Source organism: Salmonella sp. SAL4457 (genome assembly GCF_046548235.1).
Taxonomy (GTDB): Bacteria; Pseudomonadota; Gammaproteobacteria; order Enterobacterales; family Enterobacteriaceae; genus Salmonella; species Salmonella enterica.
Map to the genome: position 1 here is coordinate 1 of NZ_JBGDZO010000003.1, position 14,321 is coordinate 14,321.

Here is a 14,321-nt window from a genome sequence, read left to right on the forward strand (position 1 = left end):
GTGGTGGGTGATGACGGGATCGAACCGCCGACCCCCTCCTTGTAAGGGAGGTGCTCTCCCAGCTGAGCTAATCACCCGATACTACGCTGGATATTACTGACTAACCGAAGTTAGTGGTGGGTCGTGCAGGATGACTCGGCTTTGCCTCGCCCTACGGGTCGTTGCTGACGCAACGTTATCCTTCACGTTTTATTCTCGTTTCCACCGAACGATTGGTGGGTCGTGCAGGATTCGAACCTGCGACCAATTGATTAAAAGTCAACTGCTCTACCAACTGAGCTAACGACCCACTTTTGCGTCGCTTTCGAGTTGTTTAATATCCCGTGGCAACGGCGGCATATATTACTGATTTCAGATTTGAGCGCAACAAAAATTTCGACGCAGAGGGCTCAACTGCTTAGGAATCGCACGACGCGACCAGAAAAAAGGCGTTTTCTGGTCGCATGGTACGCATTACATCGCGTTAAGACGCTTCTGCGCCTGTTTCGCGCCATCAGTGCCAGGATATTTGTTAATCACCTGCTGATAAACTGCTTTCGCTTTTGCCGTATCACCTTTGTCCTGCATGATAACGCCAACTTTGTACATCGCGTCCGCAGCCTTCGGCGACTTAGGATAGTTTTTTACTACCGAGGCGAAATAATAGGCGGCGTCATCTTTTTTACCCTTGTTGTAATTCAACTGGCCCAGCCAATAATTGGCGTTCGGCTGATAAGTAGAATCAGGGTATTTCTTGATGAAGTTCTGAAACGCCACAATCGCATCATCCTGGCGAGACTTATCCTGCACCAGCGCAATTGCCGCATTGTAATCGGTATTCGCATCGCCACTTTGTACCGGCGCCCCTGAGGTTGCCGTACCGGCATCCGGGGCGGGGGTCGCAGTGGTTGCCGCCCCGCTCTGGTCACCAGCTGCTGGCTGCGCTGCGCCGCCATTATTTAAGCTCCCCAGCTGCAGCATAATTTGCTTCTGGCGCTCCATCACCTGATTCAGTTGATACTGATTTTCCTGGATTTGGCCGCGCAAAGAATCGATATCGGACTGATTATCGGAGAGCTGCTGCTGAAGTTGGGTTAAAAGCTGGCTGTGAGCGTTAGAGATACGCTCAAGTTGAGTGACGCGGTCTTCGACCGAGCCTGAGCCGACACTACTGATTGGCGCCTGAGCAAAAGCGGCCCAGGGGGCCGCTATGCCAACCAGTAACGACAGACTCAACAGGTGATGTCTGAAGTTACTGCTCATGCAATTCTCTTAGTAAACCAGTACAGCGCGACGGTTCTTAGCGTAAGCCGCTTCGTCGTGGCCCAGTACGGCAGGTTTTTCTTTACCGTAAGAAACGATGGAGATCTGGTCAGCGGAAACGCCTTTACCCTGCAGGTACATTTTAACGGCGTTAGCACGACGCTCACCCAGGGAGATGTTGTACTCCGGAGTACCGCGTTCGTCCGCGTGACCTTCTACGGTGACTTTGTAAGACGGGTTGCTACGCAGGAAGTTAGCGTGCGCATCCAGCATTGCCGCGAAGTCAGAACGGATATCGTACTTGTCGAGATCGAAGTAAACGATGTTGTTCTGCTGCAGCTGCTGCATCTGCAGACGCGCTTGCTCTTCAGATGACATGTTGCCGTTGCCGTTAGCGTCCATACCAGTGCCGGCGCCGTTCAGCATACCGCCTTCGCTACCGTCATTGCTGGCGTTCTTGTTGGAAGAACATGCCGCGATTGCCATAACAGGCAGGGCAATCATCAGGCCCTTCAGCACTTTGTTCAGTTGCATTTCTTTAATTCCTTTAGTAATCAATTAATTATTATCACAGATACGGCGACCAGGCAGGCGATTTCACCTGACCATCAGTTGCCGGAAGACGCGCTTTGAAACGCCCATCTGTAGAAACCAAATTCAGCACAGATCCCATCCCCTGAGAAGAGCTGTAGATTACCATCGTGCCGTTAGGTGCCAGACTTGGCGTTTCATCCAGGAACGTTGACGACAGAACCTGTACGCCACCCGTCACCAGATCTTGTTTGGCAATGTGCTGCTGCCCGTTATTTGAGCTTACCATTACCATAAATTTACCGTCGCTGCTGACATCCGCATCCTGGTTTTGCGAACCTTCCCAGGTAATACGCTGCGCCGCACCGCCGTTAATGTTCATTTTATACACTTGCGGACGTCCAGCCTGGTCAGAGGTAAAGGCCAGAGTCTGGCTGTCCGGGAACCAGGTCGGCTCCGTATTGTTGCTACGGCCGTCCGTTATCTGACGAATCTGACCGGAGGCGAGATCCATAACGTACAGGTTCAGACTTCCGGTTTTCGATAACGCGAACGCCAGTTTCGTCCCATCCGGCGAGAAGGCCGGCGCGCCGTTGTGACGCGGGAAGGACGCAACCTGACGCACTGCGCCGTTTGCCAGCGTCTGGATAACCAGCGCGGAGCGACCACTTTCAAATGTCACGTAAGCCAGTTTTGAGCCGTCCGGAGACCACGCCGGAGACATCAACGGCTGCGGAGAACGGTGCACCACAAACTGATTGTAACCATCGTAATCCGACACACGCAGTTCATACGGGAACTGACCGCCATTAGTCTGTACCACATAGGCGATACGAGTACGGAACGCGCCCTTAATGCCCGTCAGTTTTTCAAAGACTTCGTCACTGGCGGTATGGCCTGCATAACGCAGCCACTGCTTGTTCACTTTATAAGAGTTTTGCGCCAGTACGGTACCCGGCGCGCCGCCAGTGTCAACCAGCTGATAAGCAACATTGTAGGAACCGTCCGGATTCGGCGTGACCTGTCCAACGACGACGGCATCAATACCCAGCGCAGACCATGCGGTAGGCTGAACTTCCTGAGCGGTGGCTGGCTGCTGCGGCAGTCGGGACCGGTCTAACGGATTAAATTTACCGCTATTGCGTAAATCTGCCGCCACGATGCCACCGATATCTTCAGGCGCAGCGCCCGGTCCGGCCCATTTAAAAGGCACAACGCCAATCGGTCGCGCCGAGTCCACCCCCTGGGTGATCTCGATACGGACTTCTGCGTGCAGCACCGCCGCCCACAGCATCAGAAAACCAAATGCTACTCGTAATGCCTGCTTCATCATATCTCCCATACCTGGGCCTGCGACCCACGATAATTTAGCAGAATGTTAACAAACTCAAATACACAAAACCACCAGGACCAGTAACAACTCAACTGCTCTAACTTCCATAAAGAAAAGTATCTACAGTTTAAAGTCTAGTTTGGCATCCTTTATTTTCTCATAAACAGCCTGGCTTGGCGGTTTAGGAATTTTCGCGGTTTTTGCCGCCATTAACGCCGCCTGACAAAGCGCCGGATCGCCGCCCTCAGACGTAATGCTTTTTAATGAGCCATCCGGCGCCAGGCTAATATGCAAGACACATTGTTTGCCCTGATACAGGCTCGCATCATACAGACGGCTCTGAATGGCGACCTGAATCTGTTTCGCGTAGGCGCTGATATCAGCGCCTGTCGCCCCACCGTTAGCGCCCGATGTACCGCTATCTTTTGATGGCTGGCCATTCCCTTTCGCGCCGCCGCCGGTTTTCGGCGCATTCTTACCCGAGCTGAGATCGCCAAGCAGATCGTCGACGCCTTCTGCGGCAGCCGCTTTTTCGGCAGCCGCTTTCTTCTTAGCGTCCGCCGCTGCTTTCGCCGCCGCGGCATCCGCTTTCTTCTTCGCCTCCGCCGCCGCTTTCGCCGCCTCGGCATCCGCTTTCTTCTTCGCCTCCGCCGCCGCTTTCGCCGCTTCGGCTTCCGCTTTCTTCTTCGCCTCCGCCGCCGCTTTCGCCGCTTCGGCTTCCGCTTTCTTCTTCGCGTCCGCTGCCGCTTTTACCGCCTCGGCTTCCGCTTTCTTCTTCGCGTCCGCCGCCGCTTTCGCCGCCTCGGCCTCCGCTTTCTTCTTCGCGTCCGCCGCCGCTTTCGCCGCTTCGGCCTCCGCTTTTTTCTTCGCGTCCGCCGCCGCTTTCGCCGCTTCTTCGGCCTGTTGCTGCTGCTGTTGCGCCAGTTTTGCCGCTTCTTCAGCCTGCTTTTGCTGCTCCTGAGCCGCTAAACGTTCTTTCTCAAGTTGTTTCAACCGCTCCTGTTCGGCAGCCTGCTTCTGCTGCAGCTCCTCTGCTTGCTGCTGTTGCAGCTTTTTACGCTCTTCTTCCGCGCGTCTGGCGCTGGCCTGTTGATCCTGCTGACGGTTGTACTGCTGCACAACGGCGCCAGGATCGACCATCACCGCGTCGATAGCGGAACCACCGCCGCCGCCGGCAGAAGCCTCTATATGCTCATCAAACGAACTCCAGATCAGCACTGCAAATAAGATGATATGCAGCACGGCTGAAATAATTATCGCCCGTTTGAGCTTGTCGTTTTGTTCGGTTGCCTTTGACACTCTCGGTTCCCAAAAAACTGTTCGCCTGTTACTCGCCGTCTTTCAAGCCAACGGGACGCAGACTTCAGATTGGCTGCGTCATTAAGCCAACCGATTTTACGCCCGCGCTGTGTAACAAGTTCAGCGCTTTAATTATTTCATCGTACGGCACCTCTTTCGCGCCGCCGATTAAAAAGACTGTTTTCGGATTAGCCTGCAGATGACGCTTTACTTCTGCGATCACCTGTTCAGACGGCAGTTGATCCATTCGATCTTTATCAACCACTACGCTGTATTGCCCTACTCCGGAAACCTCAATAATGACCGGTGGATCGTCGTTACTACTGACCGCCTGCGACTGATTCGCCTCCGGTAAGTCGACTTCCACGCTCTGGGTAATGATCGGCGCGGTTGCCATAAAGATCAGCAGCAGCACCAACAGTACGTCGAGTAGCGGTACGATATTGATTTCGGACTTAAGTTCGCGACGACCTCGTCCACGCGTTCTGGCCATGGCTTACCCCTTGTTGCTTTCGCTTACGGTAAACGCCTGGCGGTGCAGAATCGCGGTGAACTCTTCCATAAAGTTGTCGTAATTCAGTTCCAGCTTGTTCACGCGCTGATTCAGTCGGTTGTAAGCCATAACCGCAGGGATAGCGGCAAACAGACCAATCGCCGTGGCAATCAATGCTTCGGCAATACCCGGCGCAACCATTTGCAGAGTCGCCTGTTTCACCGCGCCCAGGGCGATAAACGCATGCATAATCCCCCATACGGTGCCAAACAGACCGATATAAGGACTGATAGAGCCTACCGTGCCAAGAAACGGGATATGCGTTTCCAGCGTTTCCAGCTCTCGGTTCATGGAGATGCGCATCGCACGCGACGCCCCCTCTACCACTGCCTCCGGCGCATGGCTGTTGGCGCGATGGAGCCGGACAAACTCTTTGAACCCGCTATAAAAGATTTGTTCCGAGCCCGACAGACTATCGCGTCTCCCCTGGCTTTCCTGGTACAGACGCGATAGTTCGATTCCGGACCAGAATTTATCTTCAAACGCTTCCGCCTCACGCGCAGCGGCGTTCAGGATACGCGTTCGCTGGATAATGATGGCCCAGGATGCTATTGAAAAACCAATCAAAATCAACATGATAAGTTTAACCAGAAGGCTTGCCTTCAGGAACAAATCAAGGATATTCATGTCAGTCACTGCTTAAACTCCGCGACAATAGACTTAGGAAGCGCACGAGGCTTCATTTTGAGTGGATCAACGCAAACAATCAGAACCTCTGCTTCATTTAGCAGCGTGTTCTCTGCGTTGACAATGCGTTGCGTGAAAACCAAAGCGGTGCCACGCATTGACGTAATTTCTGTTTGAACTTCAAGCATATCGTCGAGCCGCGCAGGCGCATAGTATTCCAGCGTCATCTTGCGCACCACAAAGGCGACCCGCTCCGCCAGCAGCACCTGTTGGCTGAAGTGATGGTGACGCAGCATCTCCGTGCGCGCTCTTTCATAAAAAGCGACATAGCTGGCGTGATAAACCACACCGCCGGCGTCCGTGTCTTCGTAATAAACTCGAATTGGCCATCGAAACATATACTTATTCATCCCTGCAGCCTCTTTGTTGGCGTCATCCGCTTGCCGCCGTAATGCCTCAAGAATGCCGTTGTATATCGCCTTGTATTCACTTTACATCCCGGTAATGCAACAAAAGTAGAGCTTTTAAACGTTGCTACTATACGCGTGGGAATGAGGCTTGGGAATGGGGGGAAGTTAAGGGAGAGTAAAAATATATGGGCTTATGCAAGCCCCTATATTTTTAAGGAGGTTTCTTATTCACAAGAAGAAGAAAATCAGGCCGACGATAAGGACGATATCCGCAAGGAGCGGACAAAAAATCCCTTGCCAGTGTACGGATTCAGGGCGAAAACCCACGCCGTGGATTATGCCTGCGCAAACCGCCCACATCAGCAATAATCCGTGCCAGATTTCAAGCGTGCTGGTCCTGGCGGCAAACCGTGACGGGTCCCAGAACATACATCCTGCCAGCACTATCGCCATCACGAAGGAAAGCGCCCTTAACGGGCGCTTGTCCATTACCGCATACAGTTTTGCGATAATATGGGTCATTAGCTTTCTTCTTGACCGGTTTTACCCGCTTCAACGTGCTCAAGCGCCAGGGCGGTAATGATCCCGAATGCACAGGCAAGAAGCGTTCCCAGAATCCATGCGAAATACCACATTTTAAGCTCCTTACTTAGTACAGAGAGTGGGTGTTGCTTTCAATATGTTCTTTAGTGATACGACCGAACATTTTCCAGTAACACCAGCTGGTGTAGATCAGAATGATCGGTACGAACACCGCCGCAACCCAGGTCATCAGGTTCAGCGTCATCTGGCTGGATGTCGCATCCCACATGGTCAGGCTGGCATTCATCATCGTGCTGGACGGCATCACAAATGGGAACATAGCGATACCCGCCGTCAGAATAATGCAGGCCAAGGTCAGCGAAGAGAACAGGAATGCCCACGCGCCTTTCTCCATACGGGAAGTCAGGATAGTCAGCAGCGGCAGAACCACGCCCAGAGCCGGAACCAACCACAGGATCGGAGCATTATTAAAGTTCACCAGCCAGGCGCCAGCTTCACGCGCCACTTCTTTAGTCAGCGGGTTAGAGGCGGCATGATGGTCAATCGCGGATGTCACGACATAACCATCAATACCATACATTACCCAAACGCCCGCCAGCGCAAAGCACACTAATGTCACCAGCGCCGCAATCTGCGAGGTGGCGCGCGCGCGCAGGTGCAGTTCGCCAACGGTGCGCATTTGCAGGTAAGTCGCCCCCTGCGTGATGATCATCCCTACGCTTACGATACCCGCCAGCAGACCAAACGGGTTCAGCAACTGGAAGAAGTTACCGGTATAGTACAGACGCAGATACTCATCCACATGGAACGGTACGCCCTGCAACAGGTTGCCAAAGGCCACGCCAATCACCAGCGGCGGCACAAAGCTACCGATGAACACGCCCCAGTCCCACATGTTGCGCCAGCGCGGGTCTTCAATCTTGGAACGGTAATCAAAACCGACCGGACGGAAGAACAAAGACGCCAGCACCAGGATCATCGCCACATAGAAACCGGAGAACGCCGCGGCGTAAACCATCGGCCAGGCAGCAAACAACGCGCCGCCCGCGGTGATCAACCACACCTGGTTACCGTCCCAGTGCGGGGCGATAGAGTTAATCATAATTCGACGTTCGGTGTCGTTACGACCGAGGAAACGGGTGAGCATCCCCACCCCCATGTCGAACCCATCAGTGACAGCGAAACCAATTAGCAAAATGCCAACCAGCAGCCACCAGATAAAACGTAGTACTTCATAATCGATCATTTGACGACTCCTGTCTTAGCGTGCCGGCTGAGAAGTCACGGTGGACTGCTCAAAGTGATAGCGACCGGTTTTCAGGCTGCTTGGGCCAAGGCGTGCAAATTTGAACATCAGGAACAATTCTGCCACCAGGAACAGGGTATACAGGCCGCAAATCAGGAACATGGAGAACAGCAGATCGCCCACGGTCAGCGATGAGTTCGCCACGGCTGTCGGCAACACTTCGCCGATCGCCCACGGCTGACGACCATACTCGGCGACGAACCAACCTGCTTCAACCGCAATCCACGGCAGTGGAATACCGTACAGCGCCGCACGCAACAGCCATTTTTTCTCACCGATGCGGTTACGAATCACGCTCCAGAAGGAAAGTGCGATAATCGCCAGCAGCAGGAAGCCGCACGCCACCATGATACGGAAAGCGAAGTACAGCGGCGCAACGCGAGGAATGGAATCTTTCGTCGCTTGCTGGATCTGCGCTTCGGTCGCGTCAGTCACATTAGGCGTATAGCGTTTCAGCAGCAGGCCGTAACCGAGATCTTTCTTCATGCTGTTGAACTGGTCGCGAACGGCCTGGTCGGTAGAACCGGCGCGCAGTTGTTCCAGCAGTTCATAGGCTTTCATCCCGTTACGGATACGCTCTTCATGCTGAACCATGAGATCTTTCAGACCAATAACCGGCGTGTCCACGGAACGCGTAGCGATAATGCCGAGCGCATAAGGGATCTGAATCGCCAGATGGTTTTCCTGTTTGTCCTGGTCAGGAATGCCGAACAGGGTAAAGGAGGCCGGAGCAGGTTGCGTTTCCCATTCTGCTTCAATCGCAGCGAGCTTGGTTTTCTGCACGTCGCCCATTTCGTAACCGGATTCGTCACCGAGTACGATAACGGACAGTACGGCAGCCATACCGAAGCTGGCAGCAATAGCAAAGGAGCGTTTAGCAAAGGCGAAGTCACGACCTTTCAGCATGTAGTAAGCGCTGATACCGAGGATGAACATCGCGCCGGTGACATAGCCGGACGCCACAGTGTGAACAAATTTCACCTGTGCTACCGGGTTCAGTACCAGTTCAGAGAAGCTCACCATTTCCATACGCATGGTTTCGAAATTGAAATCCGCAGCGATTGGGTTTTGCATCCAGCCGTTCGCTACCAGAATCCACAACGCGGAGAGGTTGGACCCCAGAGCCACCAGCCAGGTGACGCACATATGCTGAACTTTACTCAGACGATCCCAGCCGAAGAAGAACAGACCTACAAAGGTGGATTCGAGGAAGAAGGCCATCAAACCTTCGATGGCCAGCGGCGCACCGAAGATGTCCCCAACATAGTGGGAGTAGTACGACCAGTTTGTCCCGAACTGGAACTCCATGGTCAAACCGGTAGCCACACCCAGAGCAAAGTTGATACCAAACAACTTGCCCCAGAACTTGGTCATATCTTTATAAATCTGTTTGCCGGAAAGGACGTATACCGTTTCCATAATGGCCAGCAGGAACGCCATACCGAGCGTTAGCGGCACAAACAGGAAGTGGTACATCGCGGTCAAGGCAAACTGTAAGCGCGACAGTTCGACTATATCTAACATCATGACTCCTTGCTCATCGCATGAAGACTCCGAGAGTGAACCCCGTTAGAAAGGGTCACACGCATGCCCCAATACAAATTTATTTGCGGCCTTCCATCGTACTATCCCCTCGGGAAGGAAACAGTAATGATGAAAAGTTACAAACATGTTAATAAAAAACCCAAATTGATCCCGCAAATATATTACGCCGTAAAACCCTTACAATAAACAGGTTTTTAGTGGGTCAGATTTGCTTTTTTCGACAGCGATCAATTTATGGCTAATCTATCGCTTTTCAGGGAATTTGATCACGGACAATTTAACCAGTTTTGATGCTCTTTTCCAACATTTAAATATTGATTAAAATCAATTTTTGAAGTTAATGTTAATAATGTTTATTCATTGAATGCATGGTGAATTTTTTGTTAACTTTTTGTTTTTGCAAAGAGTAATTTCAAACTCCCTGTAAAAAGAGGCTTATTCGGTAAGGCTAAACATTTTGTGCGTTTTTTACTGCCCCGCATCCCGTAAAAAACATTCCACATTGATGTTCAATTATTGCTAAATAGCTCACAGATTTTTTCTGTAGGTTATCAACACTTATTATTTTATACATTTAGTCTATTTTTATTTTACTTATAATTAACACCGCAAAGAAACTATCTCATTGCACACGCGCCATCATCCCACCGGGATTACCCTGCCCCAACTTCCCTTTCCCGACGACTAACGGCCAGGATCATCTTGCCAGGTTATCGCCTTAATTATCGCTAATAAGCTTTCCAGATAGCCAGAAACAAACATTTTATTCGCTAACACCGTATTTGCCTCTCTATAATTATTATAGTGAAGATTCTGTTATCACCTTCACAGATTTACCCTCAATATCTACGTCACTCATAGTGATAATTCTGTTTATTCGCAGCCATAAATACCCTTTAAACATGATTAATCACGAACGAATAGTGCCAATAAGTTCTTAATAATTTTTAAAGTTAACCTCTTTTAACCAGCAAAAGTTCATATGATTTATTAAACGATATCTTTAATACTTCATGGAAATAATGTCGGTACTCTTATGATTAAAATAGCTGTTTTATTCTGCCATTAAACAAGCAGTCTGTGTAAGCGCGATACATCTGAGGAGACATGTAGTTCGCGCTCAGGCAAACATGCGCGGCCACAGAGTCAAGCGTCAATTTACTATAGAGGTTAGCGTCAACATAGTGTAATGCTGCGATGCGTTTTTTTCATGGCGGAAAGCGCATAATCCGTCTCCAGTGAGGTCGGCAGGTCTTTCACTAAGACAGCATCTGTATTTGCTGAAAAAGAGTTAACCAGCAATCTGAGTAAATTTACTGCCGCTGCCAGACGGTTATTATCAATTATTTTTAGACTCCACCATGTTTTTTTAATGAGGCATCATTTTCCTATAGTTCAATATTTACAAAGCCAATAATTTTATATCCCGGATGCTTCACCCGTACTTTGCCACAAACAATAAAGCCATAAAAAAGGCCACCGTAAAGGTGGCCAACCATGTCGAAAACGGACATTTATCTGTTCCCGCAGGAACAGCGAGTTTTATTTTATAATTGCTTTCAGCGCTTCGCCGATATCGGCCAGGCTGCGAACGGTTTTCACGCCCGCGGCTTCCAGCGCGGCGAATTTTTCATCCGCAGTGCCTTTACCACCGGCAATGATGGCGCCAGCGTGGCCCATACGCTTGCCTTTCGGCGCGGTAACACCCGCGATATAGCCAACAACTGGCTTGGTCACGTGGTCTTTAATATAAGCCGCCGCTTCTTCTTCTGCGCTACCGCCGATCTCGCCGATCATCACGATCGCTTCAGTCTGCGGATCTTCCTGGAACAATTTCAGGATGTCGATGAAGTTAGAGCCCGGAATCGGGTCACCGCCGATACCCACGCAGGTGGACTGGCCGAAACCGTAGTCGGTGGTCTGCTTAACCGCTTCATAGGTCAGCGTGCCGGAACGGGAAACGATACCCACTTTACCCGGCTTATGAATGTGACCCGGCATGATGCCGATTTTGCATTCGCCCGGGGTGATCACACCTGGGCAGTTCGGGCCGATCATGCGCACGCCTGCTTCGTCCAGCTTCACTTTCACGGTCAGCATATCCAGCGTCGGAATACCTTCGGTGATGGTGATAATCAGTTTGATGCCTGCGTCAATCGCTTCCAGAATGGAGTCTTTACAGAACGGCGCCGGGACGTAGATAACGGATGCGGTCGCACCGGTGGCTTCTACCGCTTCGCGCACGGTGTTGAACACCGGCAGACCCAGATGCGTGGTGCCGCCTTTGCCCGGCGTTACGCCGCCGACCATTTGCGTACCGTAAGCAATCGCCTGTTCGGAGTGGAAAGTCCCCTGGCTACCGGTGAAGCCCTGGCAGATAACCTTGGTATCTTTATTAATTAAAACGGACATTATTTCCCCTCCACTGCGGCAACAACCTGCTGAGCTGCATCCGTCAGACTTTTCGCTGCAATAATATTCAGGCCACTGTCAGCCAGTTTCTTCGCGCCGAGTTCGGCGTTGTTGCCTTCCAGGCGCACCACCACCGGAACGTTCACGCCCACTTCTTCCACCGCGCCGATGATACCGTCGGCAATCAGGTCACAACGGACGATACCGCCGAAGATGTTAACCAGAACCGCTTTCACGTTGTCATCCGAGAGGATAATTTTAAACGCTTCGGTGACGCGCTCTTTGGTTGCGCCGCCGCCTACGTCAAGGAAGTTAGCCGGTTCGCCGCCATGCAGCTTAACGATGTCCATGGTGCCCATCGCCAGGCCCGCGCCGTTCACCATGCAACCGATGTTGCCGTCCAGCGCGACGTAGTTCAGTTCCCACTGTGCCGCCTGCGCTTCACGCGGGTCTTCCTGAGACTGGTCGCGCATTTCGCGCAGATCCGGCTGGCGGAACAGCGCGTTGCCGTCAGCGCCCAGCTTGCCGTCGAGGCAAATCAGATCGCCCTGCTTAGTGATCACCAGCGGATTAATTTCGATTAGCGCCAGGTCGCGCTCAAGGAAAATGGTTGCCAGGCCCATAAAGATTTTGGTGAACTGCTGCACCAGTTTACCTTCCAGACCCAATTTGAACGCCAGTTCCCGTCCCTGATACGGCATCGGGCCGGTCAGCGGATCGAGCGCGACTTTATGGATCAGATGCGGGGTTTCCTCCGCAACTTTTTCGATCTCTACGCCGCCTTCGGTAGACGCCATAAAGACCACGCGACGAGAACTACGGTCAACTACCGCGCCGAGGTACAGTTCTTTGCCGATGTCGGTCGCCGCTTCAACCAGAATCTGGTTTACCGGTTGGCCATTAGCGTCTGTTTGATAGGTCACCAGACGTTTGCCCAGCCAGTTTTCCGCAAAGGCGCGAATCTCTTCCTTGCTTTTTACTACCTTCACACCGCCCGCTTTGCCGCGGCCGCCAGCGTGAACCTGACATTTCACTACCCACGGGCCGGCACCGATTTTAGACGCGGCTTCTTCGGCTTCACGCGGAGTAGTACAGGCATAACCCACCGGCGCCGGTAAGCCATAGCGGGCAAAAAGTTGTTTTGCCTGATATTCATGTAAGTTCATGTGTTCTGTCCATCCTTCAGGTAATCGTTATCTTTAGACCTGTAGGCCTGAAAGCTACGCGCCATCAGGCATTACACCATCGCCGGATGGCGGCGTGAACGCCTTATCCGGCCTACAGGTAGCAGGTGATGCTCTTGCTGACTACACGTCCAACAGCAGACGGGTCGGATCTTCCAGCAACTCTTTGATGGTGACCAGGAAGCCCACGGATTCACGACCATCGATCAGGCGATGATCGTAAGAGAGCGCCAGGTACATCATCGGCAGGATTTCCACCTTGCCATCCACCGCCATCGGCCTGTCTTTAATAGCATGCATTCCCAGAATCGCGCTCTGCGGCGGGTTGATGATCGGGGTAGACATCAGCGAACCGAATACGCCGCCGTTGGTAATGGTAAAGTTACCGCCGGTCAGGTCTTCTACGGTCAGCTTGCCGTCGCGGCCTTTGACAGCCAGTTCTTTAATTTTTTTCTCGATGTCAGCCATGCCCAGCGTATCCACGTCACGTAATACCGGCGTGACCAGGCCGCGCGGCGTAGACACCGCCATGCTCACATCAAAGTAGTTGTGATACACCACGTCATCGCCGTCGATAGAGGCGTTCACTTCCGGATAACGCTTCAGCGCTTCCACTACCGCTTTCACGTAGAAGGACATAAAGCCCAGGCGGATACCATGACGTTTTTCAAACACTTCGCCATACTGCTTACGCAAATCCATAATCGGCTTCATGTTGACTTCATTGAAGGTCGTCAGCATGGCGGTGGAATTTTTCGCTTCCAGCAGACGCTCGGCCACGCGCTTACGCAGGCGGGTCATTGGCACGCGTTTTTCGCCGCGCGCGCCCAGAGCGGGTTGCGCTGCAGGTTCAACAGCGGGTGCTTTAGACTCGCCTTTCGCCAGATGTTTTTCCACATCTTCACGGGTCAGACGCCCACCCACACCAGTGCCTTTAATGGCGCTGGCTTCCAGATTGTGTTCAGCCAGCAGGCGACGGATCGCCGGGCTGAGCGCATCGTTGTTTTGTTCTTCCAGCGACGCCTGCTGGCGCTGTGCCGGCGTAGACGCTTTCTCTTCAGATTTCGCGCTGGTCTCTTTACCCGCGCTGTTGCCTTCACGCAGGCGACCCAGGATCTGGCGAGAGGTGACAGTCGTCCCCTCCTCTTCCAGAACCGCATCCAGAATGCCGTCCGCTGATGCCGGTACTTCCAGTACCACTTTGTCAGTTTCGATTTCTACCAGCACTTCGTCACGAACAACCGCATCGCCCGGTTTTTTATGCCAGGTGGCGACGGTCGCGTCCGCTACGGACTCAGGCAGGTCGGGAACAAGAATATCTACGCTACTCATTATT

The 14,321-nt window shown here is 52.4% G+C and carries 14 protein-coding genes and 2 tRNA genes; all 16 read right to left on the reverse strand.

Annotation, left to right across the window (positions count from 1 at the left end; translation table 11 throughout):
* Position 1 precedes the first annotated feature (1 nt).
* Positions 2–77: transfer RNA gene (locus ACLJNW_RS11120), tRNA-Val, on the reverse strand.
* Between the two features lie 136 nt (positions 78–213).
* Positions 214–289: transfer RNA gene (locus tag ACLJNW_RS11125), tRNA-Lys, on the reverse strand.
* Positions 290–453: 164 nt separating this feature from the next.
* Complete coding sequence (gene cpoB / locus ACLJNW_RS11130) at positions 454–1,242, reverse strand: cell division protein CpoB (RefSeq protein ID WP_000097552.1); 789 nt, start codon at positions 1,240–1,242, stop codon at positions 454–456.
* A 9-nt stretch (positions 1,243–1,251) separates the two neighbouring features.
* Positions 1,252–1,776, reverse strand: coding sequence for a peptidoglycan-associated lipoprotein Pal (pal, locus tag ACLJNW_RS11135; RefSeq protein ID WP_001176621.1), 525 nt, complete (start codon positions 1,774–1,776; stop codon positions 1,252–1,254).
* Positions 1,777–1,810: 34 nt separating this feature from the next.
* A complete protein-coding gene (tolB, locus tag ACLJNW_RS11140) occupies positions 1,811–3,103 on the reverse strand; it encodes a Tol-Pal system beta propeller repeat protein TolB (RefSeq protein ID WP_001562341.1) in 1,293 nt (430 codons plus the stop codon).
* A 123-nt stretch (positions 3,104–3,226) separates the two neighbouring features.
* Positions 3,227–4,405 (reverse strand): cell envelope integrity protein TolA, encoded by a 1,179-nt coding sequence (gene tolA, locus ACLJNW_RS11145; RefSeq protein ID WP_000030577.1) that lies wholly within the window; start codon positions 4,403–4,405, stop codon positions 3,227–3,229.
* A gap of 64 nt (positions 4,406–4,469) precedes the next feature.
* The gene (tolR, locus tag ACLJNW_RS11150) at positions 4,470–4,898 is read right to left on the reverse strand and encodes a colicin uptake protein TolR (protein WP_000124676.1); all 429 of its coding nucleotides are present in this window, start codon (positions 4,896–4,898) and stop codon (positions 4,470–4,472) included.
* A gap of 3 nt (positions 4,899–4,901) precedes the next feature.
* Positions 4,902–5,594, reverse strand: coding sequence for a Tol-Pal system protein TolQ (tolQ, locus tag ACLJNW_RS11155; RefSeq protein WP_000131318.1), 693 nt, complete (start codon positions 5,592–5,594; stop codon positions 4,902–4,904).
* Entirely contained in the window at positions 5,591–5,995 is a 405-nt protein-coding gene (ybgC, locus tag ACLJNW_RS11160; RefSeq protein WP_001046240.1) for a tol-pal system-associated acyl-CoA thioesterase, read from the reverse strand. The genes tolQ and ybgC overlap by 4 nt, the downstream gene beginning before the upstream one ends.
* Positions 5,996–6,223: 228 nt before the next feature.
* Complete coding sequence (gene ybgE / locus ACLJNW_RS11165) at positions 6,224–6,517, reverse strand: cyd operon protein YbgE (protein WP_000148790.1); 294 nt, start codon at positions 6,515–6,517, stop codon at positions 6,224–6,226.
* Complete coding sequence (gene cydX / locus ACLJNW_RS11170; protein ID WP_000270278.1) at positions 6,517–6,630, reverse strand: cytochrome bd-I oxidase subunit CydX; 114 nt, start codon at positions 6,628–6,630, stop codon at positions 6,517–6,519. The genes ybgE and cydX overlap by 1 nt, the downstream gene beginning before the upstream one ends.
* A 14-nt stretch (positions 6,631–6,644) precedes the next feature.
* The gene (gene cydB, locus ACLJNW_RS11175) at positions 6,645–7,784 is read right to left on the reverse strand and encodes a cytochrome d ubiquinol oxidase subunit II (protein WP_000568258.1); all 1,140 of its coding nucleotides are present in this window, start codon (positions 7,782–7,784) and stop codon (positions 6,645–6,647) included.
* A 15-nt stretch (positions 7,785–7,799) separates the two neighbouring features.
* Complete coding sequence (gene cydA, locus ACLJNW_RS11180) at positions 7,800–9,368, reverse strand: cytochrome ubiquinol oxidase subunit I (protein ID WP_000884369.1); 1,569 nt, start codon at positions 9,366–9,368, stop codon at positions 7,800–7,802.
* A 1,563-nt stretch (positions 9,369–10,931) separates the two neighbouring features.
* Entirely contained in the window at positions 10,932–11,801 is an 870-nt protein-coding gene (gene sucD, locus ACLJNW_RS11185; protein WP_000114631.1) for a succinate--CoA ligase subunit alpha, read from the reverse strand.
* The gene (sucC, locus tag ACLJNW_RS11190; RefSeq protein ID WP_001048590.1) at positions 11,801–12,967 is read right to left on the reverse strand and encodes an ADP-forming succinate--CoA ligase subunit beta; all 1,167 of its coding nucleotides are present in this window, start codon (positions 12,965–12,967) and stop codon (positions 11,801–11,803) included. Before sucC ends, sucD begins: the two co-directional genes overlap by 1 nt.
* Positions 12,968–13,108: 141 nt before the next feature.
* On the reverse strand, positions 13,109–14,317 hold the full coding sequence (odhB, locus tag ACLJNW_RS11195) for a 2-oxoglutarate dehydrogenase complex dihydrolipoyllysine-residue succinyltransferase (protein WP_000099858.1): 1,209 nt from the start codon (positions 14,315–14,317) through the stop codon (positions 13,109–13,111).
* Positions 14,318–14,321 lie beyond the last annotated feature (4 nt).